Raw genomic sequence first — 20,267 nt, 5'->3', positions numbered from 1 at the left:
GTGTTTGAGAATTCACGATCTGCGATAGCGCAGCAATGCCGCAGGCTCAACCGGCGAGCGCGGTTCTCAGCATCTTGGCGAGCTCGGACTTGCGGTAGGGCTTGGCCAGCAGCAGCACGCCGGAATCGAGCCGGCCGTGATGGACGATGGCGTTCTCGGTGTAGCCCGAGGTGAACAGCGTCTTCAGGTCGGGGCGGCGCTTGTGGGCTTCGTCGGCCAGCTGGCGGCCATTCATGTTGCCGGGCATGATGATGTCGGTGAACAGCAGGTCGATGGTCTCGTCGCTGTCGATGATATTGAGCGCCTCGGCGCCGTTGGCGGCCTCGAGCGCGGTATAGCCGAGGCTCTTGACCTGCGTCACGACATACTGCCGCACCAAGGCATCGTCCTCGACGATCAGGATCTTCTCGTTACCGCCGGTGATTGGCGCATTCTGGAGCGATTCGAACTCGGTCTCCTGCACACCGGTCGAGCGCGGCAGGTAGATCTTCACGCTCGTGCCGTGGCCTTCCTCACTGTAGATCTTGATGTGCCCGCCCGATTGCTTGACGAAGCCGAACACCATGCTGAGGCCGAGGCCAGTGCCCTTGCCAACCTCCTTGGTCGTGAAGAAGGGATCGAACACCCGGTCGATCAGCTCGGCAGGAATTCCGGTGCCGGTGTCGCTGACCGCGATCATCACGTAATTGCCGGCAACGACGTCGGGGTTCATGCTGGCATAGCCGTCGTCGAGGAAGATGTTGCGGGTCTCCAGCACCAGGGTGCCGCCCTCGGGCATGGCGTCGCGCGCGTTCAGCGCGAGATTGAGGATCGCGGTGGAGAGCTGGCCCGGGTCGACCAGTGTCGGCCAGGCATCCTCGGTGAGCTGCGGCATGATGGTGATCTGCTCGCCGAGCGTCGGATGCAAGAGCTTGGCGGCTTCGAGCGCCAGTGCGTTGACGTCGATCTCGCGCGGCTGCAGCGGCTGCTTGCGGGCGAAGGCGAGCAGGTGCTTGGTCAGCTGCGCGCCGCGCTCGGCGGCGTCGTCGATCAGCTTGGTGATCGCGGCAAGATCGGGCCGGTCGGCGACCGCGTCGCTGAGAATGCCGATCGTGCCCGTGATCACGGTCAGCACGTTGTTGAAGTCGTGGGCGACGCCGCCGGTCAATTGGCCGATCGAGTCCATTTTCTGGACCTGCCGGAGCTGGGCTTCGGCGGCCTGCTTGTCGGTGAGGTCGCGGCCGATGAAGAAGTGGCGTTTCACCGGCTCGGACCAGGTGCCCATCCAGTTCAGCGTGACCTCGTGACCGTCGTAATGGTAGTAGCGCGCCTCGAAGCTGCGCTTGACCGCGCCGCGACGGGCCGCGCGCATCTCGCTCCGCGTCTTCTCGAGATCGTCGGGATGGATGAACTCGATCGCGCTGTGCCCGACCATGTCCTCGGGGCTGTAGCCGAGAATGTTCTGCACGCTCGGGCTGACCTGGACGAAATTGCCGTAGCCGTCGGTGACCAGGATCAGGTCCTGCGATGTCTCGAAAATCCGCTGGCGTTCCTCGGTCTCGCGGCGCAGCTTCTCTCTAGCCTGCTTTTCTTCCGTGATGTCATGGGCGATCTTGGAAGCGCCGATGATCTCTCCATCGTCGGTCCGCAGCGGCGAGACGTTCAGGACGACGTCGAGCGGGCGGCCGTCTTTGCGGATTCGGACCGTCTCGTGCTGGGCGATCGATTCATTGCTGGCGATCTGGTTGAGGGTGCTTCTGATCTCGCCCTTGCGATCCGGCGGCACGATGATGTCGATCGGCTTGCCAACGGCCTCGGCGGCGGAGTAGCCGAATAGGTTTTCGGCGGCCTTGTTCCAGCTGGTGATGATGCCGTCGAGCGACTTGGTGATGATCGCGTCATTGGAGGATTCGACCACGGCGCCGTACAGCGCGAGGCGCTTGCCGAAATAGTCGCGTTGCGAGGCCGATTGCTGGCGCAGCTTTCCGACGAGGCCCACTGTATGCGCCTGGAGGCGGACATTCTCGATCAGAAGCACCGCGAGCACGAAGGTCGCCGCGGCGAGGCCGTAGAGCCGGCCGGCATAGAATCCGAGATCGAAGCGCGCGACGTTGACGATCGCCGACAGGGCGATGTCGAACAGCCAGGCGCACATGACCACCATCAGCCAGATGTCGATCACCGTATGCGGCTTGCGGAACCAGAGCGAGACCAGCGCGGCAAAGCTCAGCGACCACACGAAGGACACGACGCCGATCATGGTCGCCGTGTAGCGGCCCTCGCTCAACAGGACCGGCAACAGATCGTGCTGCGCGGTGACGATCCAGGCGAAGACCGCCATCGCGGCGACGACGCCGAGCCCGCAGGCATAGATCGCGGTGCTTGCCGCGCCGCGGATCCGGGGTCCACCGTCCTTTTCCTTCAGCCAGGCATATGCCATCACGCAGAGCGGAAAGCCGGCGTGCCAGATCATGTAGAGCCACACCGTGGTCTGCCGGCCCGCGCCCAGGAGTCCGGTCGGGGCGAACAGCCCTGGGAAGGTGAGGGCATGAACCAGCGCCGCCGCGGCGGTGAAGAGATAGCCGCCGGCGAGCCACAGCAGCGCGCGGGTGCGCAGGATCGCAAATTGCGACAGCAGCAGCACCGCCGTGACGATGTCGCTCACGGCCAGCGCGGATTGATAGCTGGCGACGAAGGCTGGCACCGGCAGGAGCGGGGTACCGGCGAAGGGCACGGCTGCAGCGAACAGGAGCGAGGACACACCGACAATCGTCAATGCTGCAGTGCGGTCGGTCGAGGTGGCCGGCAGGGTCGACAGAAATGTGCTTCGGTCGATCGGCGCAGGCACGTGCATTTCGCGCGAGTCGATGGGCTTGAGCATCTCCGCTAGTCTCATTCGCCGGCAGTCCGTTCATCGTAGCGGGTTCTGGGCGCAGGTTGTCACGGAACCGCTTTACGACTCAACCGAGGGTTACAGCTTACCTAATTTCGGTGAGAGCACGGAACAGGGATTGGTAAGGGGCACTTTACTGGGCGGTGTCATAATGCCCTGCCGCTGCGGCCGGTTCCAGGCTTGAAACAGGCGATTTTGATTTCGAGATCGGGAGTTTGCCCATGCCCCGCGTTCTCATCATCGACGACCAGAAGGACGTCCGCGCGATGGTGGCGATCGTGCTTCGGGTCAACCATTTCGAGGTCGTGGAGGCCGAAACCGGCGCGGCGGGGCTGAAGGCCTTTGCGGAAAGCCGCTTTGACGCGGCGATTGTGGACATCTTCCTCGGTGATACCAGCGGCGTCGACGTCATCACCGCCTTGCGCGAACGCGCGCCGGCGCTGCCGGTGATTGCGGTATCCGGGATGACGGCACTCGATTTCATGGACCAATCGCCCCACCTCGCCAACGTGGTCGGCCTGCAAAAGCCGTTTCGGCCGAACGATCTGCTGCAGGCCCTGCGGAAGGCCCAGGCCGCGGCCGGCGACGAGATTTCGGCCGCGGTCTGACCGGCAAAAGAACGCCCCGGCAAGCCGGGGCGTGGTCGCGATGGCGGGAGCCTTCGGGGATCGCTGATCGGGATCCCCGAAGAGCATTCTGGATCAAGAGCCCTTGGCGCCGAGCTCGGCGTAATTGCCCTTGGCGTCCCACTTGTAGACGACATAGTCGATCTGCTTGAGGTCGCCCTTGGCGTCAATTTCGATCGGGCCGAGCACCGTGTCCCACTTGCCGGCCTTGATGGTCTCCATGACCTTCTTGGCGTCGGTGGTGCCGGCCTTCTTGACCGCCTGCGTCCAGACCTGCAGCGCAGCGTAGGTATAGAGCGTATAGCCTTCCGGATCGATGCCCTTGGCCTTGAACGCCTCGACGATCTTCTTCGCGGTCGGCTTGTTGCGCGGGTCGGGACCGAAGGTGAACAGCGTGCCTTCGCCGGCGGGACCGGTGATGGAGGCGTACTCCTTGTCGGCGAGCGCGTCGCCCGACATCAGCACCGTCTTCATGCCCTGATCGCGCATCTGGCGGAGGATGAGGCCGGCTTCCTGATGGTAACCGCCGACATAGACGAGCTCGACATTGTCCTTCTTCAGGCGCGAGACGATCGCGTTGAAGTCCTTGTCGCCCTTGTTGTAGGATTCGTACATCTTCTCGGTGATGCCGGCCTTGTTGAGCGCCTTCTTGGTCTCGTCGGCAAGACCCTTGCCGTAAGTGGTCTTGTCGTTGAGGATCGCGATGTTCTTGCCCTTGTAGTTCTTGGCGATGTACTGCGCGGCGATCAGGCCCTGCTGGTCGTCGCGGCCGCAGACTCGCGCCACGTTCCACAGCTTGCGCTCGGTGAACAGCGGGTTGGTCGAAGCCGGGGTGATTTGCAGGACGTTGCCGTCCGCATAGGCTTCAGAGGCCGGGATCGAAGACGACGAGCAGAAATGGCCGGCGACGAACGGGATCTTGGCGCCGGCGATCTTTTCCGCGATCGAGCGGGCCTGTTTCGGATCGCAGGCGTCGTCCTCGGCGTTGAGCGCGAGCTTCTTGCCGTTGACGCCACCGGCGGCGTTGATGTCGGCGACGGCCATCTCGGCGCCGTTCTTCATCTGGCGGCCGAAGGCGGACTCGCCGCCGGTCATCGGGCCTGCGACTGCGACGGTGACATCCTGCGCGAATGCCGCGCTCGATAGCGCGAGCGATGCGCCGAATGCCAGACCGATGAGCTTCAGTGATTTCATGAGATACCTCGCGGGTGGTCGCCTGTGGAAGTTGCCGGGCATGCCCGGTTCAAACCGGCGCCATTCTTGAATGAATTCGAGGAGAAGTCACCGGCAAAATACGGGCATACGCCAAGATATCTAGCCGCATTCTCGCGCAGGGCGGGGCCGGTCAGTGCCGGCCGCCTTCCAGATAAGCGGCGCGGATTTCGGGGCGCTGCAGCAATTCGGCGCCGCTGCCGGCCAGCGTGATCAGGCCGTTGACCATGACATAGCCGCGATGGGCGAGCTTGAGGGCGTGGTTGGCGTTCTGCTCGACGATCAGCACGGTCAGGCCGTCCTGCCGGTTCAGCGTGCGGATGGCGTCGAAAATCTGCCGCGCGATCAGCGGGGCGAGCCCCAGCGAGGGTTCATCGAGCAGGAGCAGGCGAGGGCGGCTCATCAAGGCGCGGCCGATCGCCAGCATCTGCTGCTCGCCGCCGGACAGGGTTCCGCCGCGCTGGGCGAAACGTTCCTTCAGGCGGGGAAACAGGGCGAACACGCGCTCGAGCGTGCTCTCCCGTTCCGCCGGCGTGCTCTCGGTGACGTCGGCCCCCATCTGGAGGTTCTCGGCGACGCTCATGCGCGGGAAGATGCGGCGGCCTTCGGGCGACTGCGCGATGCGCAAATGGGCGATCTCGTGGGTCGGGACGGCCGTGATGTCCTTGCCCTCGTACAGGATCTGCCCGGCGCGGGCGCGCGGCTTGCCGAAGATGGTCATCATCAGCGTCGACTTGCCGGCGCCGTTGGCGCCGATCAGCGCCACGATCTCGCCGGAATTGATGTCGACGTCGACGCCCTTCAAGGCCTCGATCTTGCCGTAGGCCGCGCGCAGGCCCCGGATCGCGAGCAGGGGGGATGCCGCCGTCACGATCCGCTCTCCATGACGGCCACGGCCTCTTCCTCGTCGGTGCCGAGATAGGCGGCGATCACCTTGGGATCGTCGCGTACCTCGCGCGGCGTACCTTGTGCGATCTTCACGCCGTGATCCATCACCACGATGTGGTCGGAGATCTCCATCACGACCGACATGTCATGCTCGATCAGGAGGATCGACGTTCCCAGGTCGTTGCGGATCGAAAGCAGGAGCTCGTTCAACGCGGCGCTCTCTCGCGCGTTGAGGCCGGCAGCCGGCTCGTCGAGGCACAGGAGTGCGGGCTCGGTGCACATCGCGCGCGCGATCTCGAGGCGGCGCTGATCGCCATAAGCGAGATTGCCGGCCGCGTCGTCGGCGCGGTCCAGCAGGTTGACCCGCTTCAGCCAGTCGGAGGCGAGATCAATCGCGCGCTTTTCTGCGTCGCGATAGGCGGGCGCGCCGACGAGGCCGAGCAGAGTGAAGCCTGAGGCGCGCATCAGCATGTTGTGCTGCGCCACCATCAGGTTTTCGAGCACGGTCATCCCGGGAAACAGGCGGATGTTCTGGAACGTGCGCGCGACCTTGGCCTGCTTGGCGATACGGAAGTCGTTGAGCCGCTGGAGCGCGATTTCCTTGCCGTCATCGTGGGTGAGGCGGATGGCGCCGCCGGTCGGCTTGTAGAAGCCGGTGATGCAGTTGAACACCGTGGTCTTGCCGGCGCCGTTCGGCCCGATCAGCGCGGTGATCTTCTTCCGCTCCGCGGCGAACGAGAGATCCTGCACGGCGACGATGCCGCCGAAGCGCATGGTCAGCCGGTCGACGCTGAGGATCTTGTCGCCGCTCATCCGTGTCCTTCCTTGACGAGGTCGGAGGAGATGGCCTGCGCCTTCTTCAGATAAACGGTCGGCGCGCGATGGCCGACCAGGCCGCGTGGCCGCCAGATCATGATCAGCACCATGGCCCAGCCGAACACCAGCATACGATAGGTCTCGAGGCCGCGGAACAGCTCGAAGCCGCCGATCATCGCCAGCGCGGCGAGCGCGACGCCCAGCTGCGAGCCCATGCCGCCGAGCACGACGATGGCGAGCACCAGCGCCGATTCCTGGAAGGTGAAGGATTCCGGGCTGATGAAGCCCTGCCGGGTGGCGAAGAAGGCGCCGGCGAAGCCGCCGAACATGGCGCCGGTTGCAAATGCCGTGAGCTTGGTCGTCGTGGTGTTGATGCCGAGCGCGCGGCAGGCGACCTCGTCCTCGCGCAAGGCTTCCCAGGCGCGCCCGATCGGCAGCCGGCGCAGGCGGATCGTCACCCAATTGGTGAGCAGCGCGAGCGCCAGGATCAGGTAGAACAGGAAGACAATACGGTGGGTCGCCGAGTACTCGATCCCCAGCTTGGTGGCCAGCCCATCGTCGGTGTTGGTCAGCGGAATGCCGAACAGGGTTGGACGCGGAATCCCGGATACGCCGTTCGGTCCCCCGGTCAGATCCTGCCAGTTGATCAGGACGAGGCGGATGATCTCGCCGAAGGCGAGCGTCACGATGGCGAGGTAGTCGCCGCGCAGGCGCAGCACGGGGAAGCCGAGCAGCACGCCCCAGAACGCGGCGAGGATGCCGGCGAGCGGCAGGCAGATCCAGAACGACCAGCCGAAATTGGTGGCGAGCAGCGCGTAGGAATAGGCGCCGACGGCATAGAACGCGACGTAGCCGAGATCGAGCAGGCCGGCGAGCCCGACCACAACGTTGAGGCCCCAGCCCAGCATCACATAAGTGAGCACGAGAATGGCGAGGTCGAGGATGTAGCGCTGGTTATAGAAGATCACGGGCACCAGCAGCGTGAAGATCAGCAGCGCGGGCGCAAGGTAGCGGCCGACCAGCGACACGCCCTTCTGCAACGCTGGCGGCACCAGCCTCTCGGTGCCGGCCGGGCCGATCCATTGCCTGAGCAGCTCGATCACGATCGAGCCGCCGAACACCGCGGCGACGAGGGAGGCGAGCTCGCCGAATCGCGTCCAATAGGTGAGCTGGCCGTCGGAGCCCGCCTCGGTGCGGATGCCGACCATCAGCGAGAACAGCACCAGCGCGATGAGGGCGTTGACGACGGCGGTCTTCAGGAGGGCGGCGATGCCCGTTGCAGGTTTGGTCGTGTGGGTCGAGGGTGCTGTCACGCGGCCGGTCCGTCAGACTTTTTCGACTTCGGGACGGCCGAGCAGGCCGGTCGGCATGAAGATCAGCACGACGATCAGGATCGAGAACGCCGCGACGTCCTTGTACTCGACCGAGAAATAGGCCGACCAGAACGTCTCGATCAGGCCGATCGCAAGGCCGCCGAGCATGGCGCCGGGCAGCGAGCCGATGCCGCCGAGCACCGCGGCGGTGAAGGCCTTGATCCCGGCGACGAAGCCCATGAAGAAGTCGACCAGGCCGTAATAGAGCAGGTACATCAGGCCCGCGACGGCGGCGAGCGCCGCGCCGATCACGAAGGTCATGGAGATGGTGCGGTCGACGTTGACGCCGAGCAGCGCCGCCATGGTCTGATCCTGCTCGCAGGCGCGCATGTCGCGCCCGAGCCGGGTGCTCGACACCAGCCAGGTGAAGATCGCCAGCAGCACGATGGTGGTGATGACGACCATGATCTGGATGTTGGAGAGCTGGATCACGAACCCGTCCGGGCTCTCATGCAGCGTGTGGCCGCCGGTGATGAAGGGTGGGATCGGCTTGACGCGGGCGCCTTGCGCCACTTGCGAATAATTCGTCAGAACGAACGACATGCCGATGGCCGACAGCATCGGGGCGAGGCGGAAGGAATGGCGCAGCGGCCGGTAGGCGATGCGCTCGATGGTCCAGCCATAGAGCGCCGTGATCGCCATCGAGACCAGCAGCACCACGAGCAGGATCAGGGGAATGGCCGTGAGGCCTAGCGAGATCAGGATCAGGAAGGTGATGAGGGCGATGAAGCCGCCGATCATGAAGACGTCGCCATGGGCGAAGTTGATCATGCCGACGATGCCGTAGACCATCGTGTAGCCGATCGCGATCAGGCCATAGATCGAGCCGAGCACGAGGCCGTTGATGAGCTGCTGGGCGAAATAATCCATAAGCTGCCGTACCCAAACTTGACGCGGCTCAAAGGGAGCTCTTGCAGAGAGTTCTTGGGCCCCGGCAGCCCTTGAGCATTTGGGTTTTGTAACAGGAGGGAACTGGCGGCTGCAACTGGCCCGGTCTCCACCTTAAGGCTTGTACAGAGATCATTTCGGCGCCGGGTTCCCTGGGCCCTGCGAGGAACCCGGTTCCCGAGGCAACCAAAGCGGATGCCGGCCGTTGTCTCCCCTCTGACGTCCAACAAGGGAGTTTCCCCGAATGACGAAGCAGCAGAACCAGAATCCGGGTCAGCAGAGTCAGAATCCCGGCCAGCGCAACCCGCAGCAGGGTGGTGGCCAGAAACCCGGACAGCAGCAGCAGGACCCGCGCCAGGGCGATCGCCCGGGCCAGCAGCAGGGCGGCCAGCGCGACCAGGAATAGCGAGTTTGGGAGCCAGGAGTGAGGAGAGGCCCCGCCGGAAGGCGGGGCCTTTTTTCTTTGCGGAAGAGTCATTCCGTGTCTGGTGCTGCGCACCATCCCGGAACGGCGCCGCGCGAGGGGGCAGTTAAGGTAAACAAACAGTTTAAATTGCCGCCACAGTCTGATGCGAGTTAGCTCCGGCATGGCCGCCGCCTTCCATCGAAGGCTCGGCAAATCAGGCGGGAAGCGGCATGTTCAGGAATTGGCGGATCGGCTCGGTCAACGGCGCGCTGCTGGCGGCCTATTTCATTCCCGTATGGAGCCTCGTCGCCTTCAGCATCATTGTTGCGCCCGTGCGCGGCCTCTACGAGCGGCCGAGCGTCGCGGTGGCGCTGTACCTGAGCGACCATCTGCAGATGGCGGGCATGGACACGGTGCGTGCCGCCTGGCTGCTGGCGCTCGGACGGCTGACCGTGGTGGCGTTCTTTGCGATCTACCTCGTGCTGCTCTGCATTCCCCGCACCCGCAAGGGCGGCGGCAGCGACGAGGCGCTCGGGATTGCGCTTGGGATCGGCAGCGTGATCTCCTTTGCCAGCATGGTGATGGCCTCGAAGGTCGGCGAGATGGCGGCGCTTCGGCTGCACGCCACCGAGCTTCTGCTCCTGCTCGGTGCCGCGGTCGTGGTCGTGATCGAGAAGCCGGACGCAGCGGCGAAGGTGGCCGAGGTCGCTGCGCCGCCGAATCTTCAACCTCTAGGTCTTGAGCAGGCCGAGCTCCTGCACAATCGCTGAGGCTTCCTTGACGGCGTGGTTCGCGGCCGGCACGCCGCAATAGATCGCCTGCTGTAGCAGGATCTCCTTGATGTCGTCGGGCGTGAAGCCGCCCTCGGCCAGCGCCGCACGCACGTGCAGGCGGAATTCGTCCCATTGCCCGAGCGCGACCATGGTGCCGATCACCAGCACCCGGCGCGTCCGCTCGTCGAAATGCGGCCGCGTCCAGATCTCGCCCCAGGCGTAGCGGGTGATCAGGTCCTGGAAGTCGGTGTTGAAGGCATTGCGGTTCGCGATCGACTTGTCGACCCAGGCATTGCCCAGCACCTTGCGGCGCACATTCATGCCGGCATCGCGGCGCTTCTGGTCGTCCATTCCATCCTCCTCTTTCGTCATTGCGAGCCAACGGGTCCGCGCGAAGCGCGGCCCGATGACAGGCTCCGCGAAGCAATCCAGAAATGTGTCCGCGGAGACGGACTGGATTGCTTCGTCGCTACGCTCCTCGCAATGACGGTCGTTGCTAGCGCTGCGTCAGGAACCCCACCACCGCATCCGTGAACGCATGCGGCTGCTCGACGCTCGAAATGTGCGCGGCGTCGATGATGGTCATGCTGGCGCCAGGAATGCTGGAGCGGATCAACTCGGCCGCCGAGATCGGCGTCGCCGCGTCGTGGCGGCCGGCGATCACCAGCGTCGGGCTCTTGATCTTCGGCAGCAGAGCGCGCTGGTCCAACGTCGACAACGCCTCGCAGCAGGCGAGATAGCCCTCGACCGGGGACGCCAGCAGCATTGCTTTCATCTTCGCGGTGATCGCAGGCTCGCGCTCGCGGAAATCCTGCGTCAGCCAGCCCGCGATCACGGCGTCCGCGACGGCGGCGATGCCGCCCTCCTTTACCGCCTTGATGCGATTGTGCCAGTTTGTTGGATCGGGATAGTAGCAGGACGTGTTGGCGAGGATCAGCTTGCCGAACCGTTCGGGCGCATTGGCGCCGAGCCATTGCCCGACCATGCCGCCCATCGACAGGCCGCACCAATGCACCTTCTCGATGTTGAGATCGTCGAGGATCGCGAGCACGTCGCGGCCGAACCGCTCCATCGTGTAGGGGCCAGGCGGGACGTTCGACTTGCCGTGGCCGCGGCGATCGTAGCGGATGACACGGAACACCTGCGTCAGCGCCTTCATCTGCGGCTCCCACATCTGCAGCGTGCAGCCGAGCGAGTTCGACAGCATCAAGGTCGGCCCGCCGTCGCGGCCTTCGACGGAGACGTTGAGGAGGCATCCGTCGGCATCGATCATGGGCATGGCATGCTCCTTGTCATGCGCGGGCTTGATCCGCGCATCCATCTAAAAAGAATCTTCCCTAAGTGATGGATTGCCGGGTCAAGCCCGGCAATGACATCAGGAGAGATCCAATGAATCCAGCAGGCGATCGATCAGCGCCTGTGACGTCCCTTGATAGGCCATCGGCTCGAACAATGCCGCAATTTTTTCCGGCGAAAGGTGCGCGATGACTTGCGAATCGGCCGACAGCACCTCGCGCAGATGCTTCTTCTCGGCGACGGCACGCTTGCTCGCGGCCTCGACGAGATGATGCGCGTTGCTCTTGCCGATGGCTTCGGCGAGCGCGAAGGTGACGGCCTCGGCCATGATCAAGCCATGCGTCGCATCGAGATTGCTGCGCATGCGCGCCGCATCGACCTCGAGACCCTCGGCGATGTCGACGACGGCCGCCAACGCGCCTGATGTGACCAGCATCAATTGCGGCAGCGTCGGCCATTCCGCGTGCCAGGGACCGGCACTGCGTTCGTGGTCCTGCACCTGGGCGGCGAAGATCGTCGCGGCGAGCTGCGGGGCCATGGTGGCAGCGCCCAGCGCGCTTGCGGCGGCGACCGGGTTGCGCTTGTGCGGCATGGTCGAGGAGCCGCCGCGGCCTTCGCCGGCGGGCTCGAACGCTTCGGCGACGTCGGTCTGCATCAGCAGCGAGACGTCGCGCGCGATCTTGCCGCAGCTGCCGGCGAGAATGGCAAAGCAGGATGCGGCCTCGGCGATGCGGTCGCGATGGGTATGCCAGGGCGCCTCGGGCAGCGGCAGGTCGAGCTCCTGCGCCAGCCGTTCGGCCACCGCGAGCCCCTTGTCGCCGAGCGCAGCGAGCGTGCCGGCAGCGCCACCGAATTGCAGCGCGAGGCCCTCGCGGGAGAGCCGCCGCAGGCGGCAGCGGGCGCGGGCAAGGCTCGAGGCGTATTCGGCGGCCTTCAGCCCGAACGGCATCGGCAGCGCATGCTGGAGCCAGGTCCGCGCCACCATCGCGGTGTTGCGATGGCTGCGCGCCATCGCGGCAAAGCCCTTGATGGCACGGCTGAGGTCGGCATCCAGCGCCGCGATGCCGGCGCGCAGCATCAGCATGGTCGCGGTGTCGATGACGTCCTGGCTGGTCGCGCCCCAATGCACGTAGCGCGCGGCCTCTGCGTCATTCTTGCCGACATTGGCGGTTAGCATCTTGACCAGGGGAATCGCGAGATTGCCCGACCGCGTCGCGGCCTCGGCCAGTGCGGCCATGTCGAAGCCATCGGCCTTGCACGCCGCCTCGATCGGTCCGACGGCGGATGTGGGAATCACGGCGGTGGCCGCCTCCGCAAGTGCCAAGGCTGCCTCGAAATCGAGCATGTTCTGCAAGGTCGACCGATCGTCGCAGACCACGCGCATGGCGGCGCTCGACAGCATCAGTGCGAGCAGGGGGGAGAGGGATGTGCTCATGTTGCGCGCGACCTAATCATCATGGCCCGGCCGTGCCAATCCCCCACCGCCCGCACACGTCATTTTGCAGTTGCGAATATGCATTGCACGTGACCGGGCGCCGGCCTTTTCTTTGCCGCGCCGCTGCGTTACTTGATCAGCACTATAGTTACGCGATCCGGGAGGCACCCTCATGGCCATGACGATGAACGGCGAAGTCCAGCTTGCAGCGCCGCGCGAGGCCGTGTGGGCCAAGCTCAACGATCCCGAGGTGCTGAAGGCCTGCATCCCCGGCTGCGAGGAGCTGGAGAAGACCGACGACGGCGGCTTCCGCGCGACGGCGAAGATGAAGGTCGGCCCGGTGTCGGCGCGCTTCAAGGGCAAGGTCACGCTGTCCGATCTCGACCCGCCGAACGGCTACAAGATCTCCGGTGAGGGCGAAGGCGGGGTGGCCGGATTCGCCAAGGGCGGTGCGGCCGTCAAGCTCGCCGAGAAGGACGGCGGCACGCTGCTCTCCTACGACGTCGAGGCGCAGATCGGCGGCAAGTTGGCGCAGCTCGGCCAGCGCCTCATCAACGGCGCCGCCAAGAAGCTTGCCGACGAGTTTTTCGCGAACTTCGCCAAGGCCGTACAGGGCTGAAGGTCCAATACCTTTAGGGTAGCGCCTTCGGCATGGCGCCTTGCGCCCGGGGCGATGTTGCCCCGGGGCATAATGGCCCATATGATGGGTTGGAATAATTATAAGAACCGCTTCGACGGGACCCGTCGGGGCGCTGACAGAGAGTGCTTATGGCAAAAATCTCCCTCATCGTGAACGGCAATCCAGTCACCGCCAATGTCGATCCCCGCACGCTCCTGGTGCAATTCCTGCGCGAGAATCTGCGGCTGACCGGCACCCATGTCGGCTGCGACACCTCGCAGTGCGGCGCCTGCGTCGTGCATCTCGACGGCAAGGCCGTGAAGTCCTGCACCACGCTTGCGGTGATGGCCGATGGCCACGAGGTCAAGACGATCGAGGGGCTGGCTGCGGACGGCGCGCCGCTGCATCCGATGCAGGAGGCCTTCCGCGAGCACCATGGCCTGCAGTGCGGCTTCTGCACGCCCGGCATGATCATGACCGCGATCGACATCGTGCACCGCAAGGGCCACGAGCTCGACGACCACACCATTCGCGAGGAGCTCGAAGGCAATCTCTGCCGCTGCACGGGCTACCAGAACATCGTCGCCTCGATCTCCGCCGGCGCGAAGGCGATGGCCAAATCCGACCTCGCGTAACGCGCCTCCCGCGATCAGGACATACAGATGTACGAATTCAAATATCATCGCCCTGGGACCGTTCGCCAGGCGGCCAACCTCCTGGTGAAGAACGAGGACGCCAAGGTGATCGCCGGCGGCCACACGCTGATTCCCGTCATGAAGCAGCGCCTCGCCAGTCCCCCGCATCTGGTCGACCTCTCCCACATCGAGGGGCTCAACACGATCGAGATGAAGGGCCGCTCGCTGGTGATCGGCGCCACCGCCAAGCATGCCGAGGTCGCGACCTCCGCCATCGTCGGTGAAGCCATTCCGGCGCTGGCGAATCTCGCCGGCGGCATTGGCGATCCCGCCGTGCGTCACAAGGGCACGATCGGCGGCTCGCTCGCCAACAACGATCCGACTGCCGATTATCCGGCCGCGGTGCTCGCGCTCGGGGCCACCATCGTCACCAACAAGCGCCGCCTCAAGGCGGAAGAGTTCTTCCAGGGCCTGTTCACGACCGCGCTCGAAGCGGATGAGATCATCACCAAGGTGATGTTCCCGCTGCCGAAGAAGGCCGCTTACGTCAAGTTCCGCAACCAGGCCTCGCGCTATGCGCTTGTCGGGGTGTTCGTGGCGCGGCGTCCTTCGGAGGTGCGCGTTGCGGTCACCGGTGCGGGCTCCGAAGGCGTGTTCCGCGTCACCGCATTCGAGGAAGCCTTGAAGAAGCGCTTCGCCTCGAAGGCGCTGGAGGGCATCGCGGTACCGGCAGAAGGCCTCAACAGCGATATCCACGGCAGCGCCGAATACCGCGCGCATCTCATCGGCGTGCTGACGCGGCGCGCCGTCGACGCCGCCAATGCCAAGGAATGAGCTGACCTCATTCCTCGGTCCAGACCTGTCCCCGGTGAGGGCGTAGCGAGACTGGCTTTTTCATGACTTCAGCGGCCACTTCTTCCGGTGCTTTGCCGGCATCGGTCGATGCGATGCTCGAACTCCTGACGTCGCGCGGCTATCTCGCTGAGCGCTCACTGGCGACGGTGGCGTATCTATCGCTGCGTATGGGCCGACCGCTGTTCCTGGAAGGCGAGGCCGGCGTCGGCAAGACCGAGATCGCTAAGGTGCTCTCGGCGGCGCTGGGGCGGAAGCTGATCCGCCTGCAGTGCTATGAAGGCCTCGACGTCTCCTCCGCGGTGTATGAGTGGAACAGCGCGTCGCAGATGATCGCGATCCGGATGGCGGAAGCCGCCGGCGACACCGATCGCGATCAGCTTTCGAGCGACATCTTCGCCGACCGCTACCTGATCAAGCGGCCGCTGCTCCAGGCGCTGGAGCCTGATGTCGCCGGTCCGCCGGTGCTGCTGATCGACGAGCTCGACCGTGCCGACGAGGCGTTCGAAGCCTACCTGCTCGAGATCCTCAGTGACTTCCAGGTGACCATCCCCGAATTCGGCACCGTGAAGGCGCCGCACCCGCCGATCGTCATCATCACCTCCAACCGCACCCGCGAGATCCACGACGCGCTGAAACGGCGCTGCCTCTATCACTGGGTCGATTATCCCGCCGCCGAGCGCGAGCTCGCGATCGTCAAGACACGTGTGCCCGGCATCTCCGCCAAGCTTTCGCAGCAGGTCGTGCGCTTCGTGCAGGCGCTGCGCAACCAGGACTTCTACAAGTCGCCGGGCGTTGCCGAGACCATCGACTGGGCCACGGCGCTGTCGGAGCTCGATGCCCGCTCGCTGACCCCGCAAGTGGTCGGCGACACGCTGGGCGCGCTGCTCAAATACCAGGACGACATCACCCGCATGCAGGGCGACACGCTGCAGAAGGTGCTGAAGGACGCGACGAGCGAGAATTGATCTTCACGTCATTCCGGGGCGCGCGTTAGCGCGAACCCGGAATCCATCGGGCCGCAGAGTTGGTGGATGAATGGATTCCGGGCTCGATGCTGCGCATCGCCCCGGAATGACGACCGAGGGTGCTGAACCAATGGCCATCAACCACCTTGCCCCCGAAAAGACCGAGCAATTCGCCGACAACATCGTGGGCTTCGCACGCGCGCTGCGTGCGGCCGGCCTGCCGGTCGGGCCGGGCGCTGTCATCGATGCCATGAGCGCGCTGCAGGTGATCGACATCGGCAGCCGATCCGACGTCTTCACCACGCTGGAGGCGATCTTCGTCAAGCGCCATGAGCATGCGCTGATCTTCAAGCAGGCTTTCAACCTGTTCTTCCGCGCCTCGGAAGAATGGAAGCACATGCTGGATTCGGTGCCGCTGCCGGACGAGGCCAAGAAGAAGCCCCAGGCCGGCGCCCGCCGCGTCCAGGAGGCGATGGCGCAGCCTCGCATGACCGAGACGCCGCAGCACCAGGAGCAGGATCTGCGCCTGTCGGTCTCCGACAAGGAGATCCTGCAGAAGAAGGATTTTGCGCAGATGAGCGCGGCGGAGATCGCCGAGGCGCTCCGTGCCATCGAGCGGATGAGGTTGCCGCAGGCCGAGCTCTTGACGCGCCGGCGCCGGCCCGATGCGCGCGGCCTGCGCCTCGACCTCCGCCGCACGCTGCGCGCCTCCTTGCGCACCGGCGGCGACATCATCGACATCCATCGCCTCGGGCGCATCGAGAAGCCGGCGCCGATCGTGGCGCTGCTCGACATCTCGGGCTCGATGAGCGAATACACCCGTCTGTTCCTGCACTTCCTGCATGCGATCACGGATGCTCGAAAGCGCGTCTCGGTGTTCCTGTTCGGCACGCGCCTCACCAATGTCAGCCGCGCGCTGCGCCAGCGTGACCCGGACGAGGCGCTGGCGAGCTGCTCGGCCTCGGTCGAGGATTGGGCCGGCGGCACCCGGATCTCGGCCTCGCTGCACAACTTCAACAAATTGTGGGCGCGGCGGGTGCTGAGCCAGGGCGCCATCGTGCTCCTGATCTCCGACGGGCTGGAGCGGGAGGCCGATTCCAAGCTCGCCTTCGAGATGGACCGGCTGCACCGGTCCTGCCGGCGGCTGATCTGGCTGAACCCGCTGCTGCGGTTTGGCGGCTTCGAGGCCAAGGCGCAGGGCATCAAAATGATGCTCCCCCACGTTGACGAATTCCGCCCGGTACATAATTTGAGTTCGATCCAGGAGCTGATCACGACGCTCTCCCAGCCGCTGCCGCCGCATCACCGCAGCCTGATCCGCTCCGCAGCTTGAGAGGCCAGCCATGCTCGATCGCGACGAGGACATCCTGAAGGCGGCGGAGGACTGGCAGAAGGCCGGCCGTGGCGTCGCACTGGCGACGGTGGTGGAAACCTGGGGCTCGGCGCCGCGCCCGGCGGGCTCGAGCCTCGTTATCAACGACGAAGGCACGTTCCTGGGGTCCGTCTCCGGCGGCTGCGTCGAGGGCGCGGTGGTTACGGAGGCCATGGATGTGATCCAGAGCGGCAAGCCGAAGATGCTGGAGTTCGGCGTCGCCGACGAGACCGCCTGGAACGTTGGGCTGTCCTGCGGCGGCACCATCCGCGTCTTCGTCGAGAAGGTCGGTTAGCCGTGAAGCTCGACATCCTGCACGAACTCAATGCCGAACGCGCCGCGCGCCGGCCGGTCATCCTGGTGACGGACACCGAGAGCGGCGAGCAGCGGCTGGTGAAGGCGAAGGATTTCGCCAAGGATCCGCTGCGCGCCGAGCTCGAGAAGCAGCTTCGCATAGGCAAGAGCGCCAATGTCGAGGCCGGCGGCAAGAAGCTGTTTCTCAACGTCTACGCCCCGACGGCAAAGCTCGTCATCATCGGCGCGGTCCATATCAGCCAGGCGCTCGCGCCGCTGGCGCGCTCGCTCGGCTATGACGTCACCGTGGTCGATCCGCGCACGGCCTTTGCGAGCCCCGAGCGCTTCCCCGACATTCCGCTGATCGCCGAATGGCCCGATACTGCGCTGCCGCCGCTCAATGTCGATGCCTACACCGCGTTCGTGGCGGTGACGCACGATCCCAAGATCGACGACCCCGCGCTGCTGCACGCCTTCGAGCGCAACTGCTTCTATATCGGCGCGCTCGGCTCGCGAAAGACGCATGCCAAGCGTGGCGACCGGTTGCGGGCGCAAGGCGCCAAGGAAAGCGACATCGCGCGCATCCACGCGCCCATTGGGCTAGCGATCGGCGCGGTCTCGCCGTCCGAGATCGCGGTGGCGATCATGGCCGAGATCACGGCCGTGCTTCGGCTGCCTCCCAAGGAAAAAGAAGAAGCGGCATGAAGTTCGGCCCGGCGAGCCCCAGGGATGCGATTGGCGGGGTGACCGTCCACACCCTGCGCCAGGGATCGCTGGTGCTGAAGAAGGGCACGACGATCGGACCTGCCGAGGTCGAGGCGCTGGAGCGCGCCGGCATCAAGGACATCGTCGTGGTGCGCATGGAGGCGGGCGACGTCTCCGAGGACGTTGCCGCCGCCAGCATCGCGCTCGCCATCGGCGGCGAGGGCATCCATGTCGAGCGCGCTTTCACCGGCCGTGCCAATCTGTTCGCCGCGCGAGCGGGCGTGCTGGTGATCGATCGCGCCGCGGTCGACCGCATCAACAACATCGACGAAGCCATCACTTTTGCCACGCTCGCCGCCTACAAGCCGGTGGTCGAGGGCGAGATGGTCGGTACCGTCAAGATCATCCCGTTCGGCGTCGAGGCGAGTTTGCGCGATGCCGCGGTGAAGGCGGCGGGCAAGGACGTGCTGAAGGTCGCGCCTTACGTGATCAAGCGCGTCGGCGTGGTCTCGACGCTGCTGCCGGGCCTGTCCACCAAGGTGATCGACAAGACGCTGCGCGTCACTGCCGAACGGCTGGCGCCAGCCGGCGCCAGCATCATCGCCGAGCGCCGGGTCCCGCACGAGGAGCAGGCGCTGTCGGCCGCGATCAAGGAATTGCTCGGCCTCGGCGCCGAGCTCGTGATCGTGTTCGGTGCATCCGCGATCGCTGACCGCCGCGACGTGATTCCGGCGGCCGTCACCGGAATCGGCGGCGAGATCGAGCATTTCGGCATGCCGGTCGACCCCGGAAATCTCCTGCTGATCGCCCGCGCCGGCGAGGTGCCGGTGCTGGGCGCGCCGGGCTGCGCGCGCTCGCCGGTCGAGAACGGTTTTGACTGGGTCTTGATGCGGCTTCTCGCCGGCATCAAGGTGACCCGCTCCGAGCTGATGGGCATGGGCGTCGGCGGCCTCTTGATGGAGATCGTGACGCGGCCGCAGCCGCGCGCCAAGCCGGAGACCGAGGGCAACCGCCAGGTCGCGGCCATCGTGCTCGCGGCGGGACGCTCGACCCGGATGGGCGGGCCGAACAAGCTGCTCGCCGAGCTCGACGGCAAGAAGCTGGTGCGCCTCGCGACCGAGCAGGCGCTGGCCTCCAGGGCATCCGAGGTGATCGTCGTCACCGGCCATCAGGCCGAGCTCGTCGAGCAGGCGCTGCAAGGCCTGAAGGTGACATTCGTCCGCAATCCGGACTTCGCCGGCGGCATCGCCAGTTCGGTGAAGGCCGGCATCGCAGCCGTTCCCGAGACCTGCGATGGCACCGTCGTGTGTCTCGGTGACATGCCGCTGATCGACGCCGGCCTGATCGACAGGCTGATCGACAGTTTCGCGCCCGACCGCGGCAATCTCATCGTCGTTCCCGTCAGCGAGGGCCGCCGCGGCAACCCCGTGCTGTGGTCGCGCCGCTTCTTCAAGGAGCTGATGACGCTCGACGGCGACGTCGGCGCGCGGCATCTGATCGCCAAGCACACCGAGGCGGTCGCCGAAGTGCCCGTGGACGGCGAGAGCGCCTTCCTCGACATCGACACGCCGCAGGCGCTGGAGGCGGCACGGCGGGGCTGAAGGTGCGTAGGGCGGATTAGCCGAAGGCGTAATCCGCCGCTGTGTTTCTCCGCGGAAACAAAAGAGGCGGATTACGCTTCGCTAATCCGCCCTACGGGACTACGGCATCCTGCAAGCCTGCCGATTTCAACCCCCCGTTCACCATCTGGAAACGACCGCCGCTTAGAGTTGCCGCCACCTGCCTTGGGGGGAGGGGTTTTTCCATGGCTTCGAACGTCGTCGCGCGCCGTTGCGCGATGTTTTTCCTTGCGCTGTCCGTTTTTGCATCCGGCGCGCGCCATATGACAGAAGCCCAGGCCGCCGGCGCTTTCGCGGTCGGCAAGTGCGGCGCTTATGGCCAGGCCTATGATTATGGCCACGAGCACGAGGCCCGCGCCGCCGCGCAGAAGCAGTGCAAGGGCGATTGCACCACCATGACAATGAAGCGCGCCTGCGCTGCGATGTCGGTCGATATGACCAATCCCTGCGGCGCCTACGGCTATGCCGTCAAGCCGAATATTTCCGCCTCGCTCAACGCCGCCACGCGCGAATGCTACAAATACGGCGGCAAGGAATGCGTGATCCGCGCCTGGGCCTGTGACGCCAAAGGGTGATTTTCTCTTGCTGTCGTGATCGGGCGTTGCGTAGCATCGCCTC

Annotated in this window: 21 protein-coding genes; 12 read left to right on the top strand and 9 right to left on the bottom strand. The window is 65.4% G+C overall.

The window, feature by feature from the left end:
* Positions 1-46: 46 nt before the first annotated feature.
* Complete coding sequence (locus tag I6F17_RS12275; RefSeq protein WP_225130797.1) at positions 47-2,860, bottom strand: PAS domain S-box protein; 2,814 nt, start codon at positions 2,858-2,860, stop codon at positions 47-49.
* Between the two features lie 233 nt (positions 2,861-3,093).
* Here I6F17_RS12275 and I6F17_RS12270 point away from each other — a divergent pair, with 233 nt between their 5' ends.
* On the top strand, positions 3,094-3,480 hold the full coding sequence (locus tag I6F17_RS12270) for a response regulator (RefSeq protein WP_036027801.1): 387 nt from the start codon (positions 3,094-3,096) through the stop codon (positions 3,478-3,480).
* 93 nt (positions 3,481-3,573) lie between these two features.
* Here the strand turns inward: I6F17_RS12270 and I6F17_RS12265 are convergent, their stop codons facing one another.
* From I6F17_RS12265 to I6F17_RS12245, 5 genes are all read right to left on the bottom strand, one after another.
* A complete protein-coding gene (locus I6F17_RS12265) occupies positions 3,574-4,692 on the bottom strand; it encodes a branched-chain amino acid ABC transporter substrate-binding protein (protein ID WP_036012868.1) in 1,119 nt (372 codons plus the stop codon).
* 151 nt (positions 4,693-4,843) lie between these two features.
* On the bottom strand, positions 4,844-5,581 hold the full coding sequence (locus I6F17_RS12260; protein ID WP_025037253.1) for an ABC transporter ATP-binding protein: 738 nt from the start codon (positions 5,579-5,581) through the stop codon (positions 4,844-4,846).
* A complete protein-coding gene (locus I6F17_RS12255; RefSeq protein WP_036043573.1) occupies positions 5,578-6,411 on the bottom strand; it encodes an ATP-binding cassette domain-containing protein in 834 nt (277 codons plus the stop codon). Before I6F17_RS12255 ends, I6F17_RS12260 begins: the two co-directional genes overlap by 4 nt.
* Positions 6,408-7,727: a high-affinity branched-chain amino acid ABC transporter permease LivM gene (livM, locus tag I6F17_RS12250; RefSeq protein ID WP_225130798.1), complete on the bottom strand. Its 1,320-nt coding sequence runs from the start codon at positions 7,725-7,727 to the stop codon at positions 6,408-6,410. The genes I6F17_RS12255 and livM overlap by 4 nt, the downstream gene beginning before the upstream one ends.
* Before the next feature lie 12 nt (positions 7,728-7,739).
* Positions 7,740-8,657 carry a branched-chain amino acid ABC transporter permease gene (locus I6F17_RS12245; protein WP_036043577.1) on the bottom strand — a complete coding sequence of 306 codons (918 nt, stop codon included), beginning with the start codon at positions 8,655-8,657 and terminating at the stop codon, positions 7,740-7,742.
* 262 nt (positions 8,658-8,919) lie between these two features.
* On the opposite strand from I6F17_RS12245, the gene I6F17_RS12240 reads away from it, so the two are divergent.
* A complete protein-coding gene (locus I6F17_RS12240) occupies positions 8,920-9,081 on the top strand; it encodes a hypothetical protein (protein WP_167361691.1) in 162 nt (53 codons plus the stop codon).
* A 230-nt stretch (positions 9,082-9,311) separates the two neighbouring features.
* The gene (locus I6F17_RS12235) at positions 9,312-9,851 is read left to right on the top strand and encodes a hypothetical protein (RefSeq protein WP_225130799.1); all 540 of its coding nucleotides are present in this window, start codon (positions 9,312-9,314) and stop codon (positions 9,849-9,851) included.
* On the opposite strand, the gene I6F17_RS12230 is transcribed toward I6F17_RS12235, so the two are convergent.
* The 3 genes from I6F17_RS12230 to I6F17_RS12220 all read right to left on the bottom strand — a co-directional run bounded on the left by I6F17_RS12230 (position 9,813) and on the right by I6F17_RS12220 (position 12,585).
* A complete protein-coding gene (locus I6F17_RS12230; RefSeq protein WP_024340834.1) occupies positions 9,813-10,205 on the bottom strand; it encodes a carboxymuconolactone decarboxylase family protein in 393 nt (130 codons plus the stop codon). The genes I6F17_RS12235 and I6F17_RS12230 overlap by 39 nt on opposite strands.
* Positions 10,206-10,350: 145 nt before the next feature.
* Positions 10,351-11,133, bottom strand: a complete 783-nt coding sequence (gene pcaD, locus I6F17_RS12225) for a 3-oxoadipate enol-lactonase (protein WP_225130801.1) — start codon at positions 11,131-11,133, stop codon at positions 10,351-10,353.
* 96 nt (positions 11,134-11,229) lie between these two features.
* A complete protein-coding gene (locus I6F17_RS12220; RefSeq protein WP_225130803.1) occupies positions 11,230-12,585 on the bottom strand; it encodes a 3-carboxy-cis,cis-muconate cycloisomerase in 1,356 nt (451 codons plus the stop codon).
* Positions 12,586-12,757: 172 nt separating this feature from the next.
* Between I6F17_RS12220 and I6F17_RS12215 the strand changes: the two genes are divergently transcribed.
* The 9 genes from I6F17_RS12215 (at position 12,758) to I6F17_RS12175 (ending at position 20,224) form a co-directional block, all read left to right on the top strand.
* Positions 12,758-13,204: a carbon monoxide dehydrogenase subunit G gene (locus I6F17_RS12215; RefSeq protein ID WP_036012850.1), complete on the top strand. Its 447-nt coding sequence runs from the start codon at positions 12,758-12,760 to the stop codon at positions 13,202-13,204.
* A gap of 149 nt (positions 13,205-13,353) precedes the next feature.
* The gene (locus I6F17_RS12210; RefSeq protein WP_014494194.1) at positions 13,354-13,839 is read left to right on the top strand and encodes a (2Fe-2S)-binding protein; all 486 of its coding nucleotides are present in this window, start codon (positions 13,354-13,356) and stop codon (positions 13,837-13,839) included.
* Positions 13,840-13,866: 27 nt separating this feature from the next.
* Complete coding sequence (locus tag I6F17_RS12205; RefSeq protein ID WP_225130805.1) at positions 13,867-14,673, top strand: xanthine dehydrogenase family protein subunit M; 807 nt, start codon at positions 13,867-13,869, stop codon at positions 14,671-14,673.
* A 62-nt stretch (positions 14,674-14,735) separates the two neighbouring features.
* A complete protein-coding gene (locus I6F17_RS12200) occupies positions 14,736-15,659 on the top strand; it encodes a MoxR family ATPase (RefSeq protein WP_036012845.1) in 924 nt (307 codons plus the stop codon).
* A 130-nt stretch (positions 15,660-15,789) separates the two neighbouring features.
* On the top strand, positions 15,790-16,992 hold the full coding sequence (locus tag I6F17_RS12195) for a VWA domain-containing protein (protein WP_036027787.1): 1,203 nt from the start codon (positions 15,790-15,792) through the stop codon (positions 16,990-16,992).
* A gap of 10 nt (positions 16,993-17,002) precedes the next feature.
* Positions 17,003-17,326 (top strand): XdhC family protein, encoded by a 324-nt coding sequence (locus I6F17_RS12190; protein ID WP_025037240.1) that lies wholly within the window; start codon positions 17,003-17,005, stop codon positions 17,324-17,326.
* 2 nt (positions 17,327-17,328) lie between these two features.
* Positions 17,329-18,030: an XdhC family protein gene (locus tag I6F17_RS12185; protein ID WP_057029513.1), complete on the top strand. Its 702-nt coding sequence runs from the start codon at positions 17,329-17,331 to the stop codon at positions 18,028-18,030.
* Positions 18,027-19,631, top strand: coding sequence for a molybdopterin-binding/glycosyltransferase family 2 protein (locus tag I6F17_RS12180; RefSeq protein WP_225130808.1), 1,605 nt, complete (start codon positions 18,027-18,029; stop codon positions 19,629-19,631). Before I6F17_RS12185 ends, I6F17_RS12180 begins: the two co-directional genes overlap by 4 nt.
* 203 nt (positions 19,632-19,834) lie before the next feature.
* The gene (locus tag I6F17_RS12175) at positions 19,835-20,224 is read left to right on the top strand and encodes a DUF4189 domain-containing protein (RefSeq protein ID WP_036043591.1); all 390 of its coding nucleotides are present in this window, start codon (positions 19,835-19,837) and stop codon (positions 20,222-20,224) included.
* Positions 20,225-20,267 lie beyond the last annotated feature (43 nt).

It is taken from the genome of Bradyrhizobium sp. NBAIM18 (assembly GCF_020193825.1).
In the GTDB taxonomy this organism is placed as follows: domain Bacteria; phylum Pseudomonadota; class Alphaproteobacteria; order Rhizobiales; family Xanthobacteraceae; genus Bradyrhizobium; species Bradyrhizobium yuanmingense.
The sequence above is the reverse complement of the archived record's forward strand: the minus strand, read 5'-3'. Positions and strand labels throughout refer to the sequence as shown.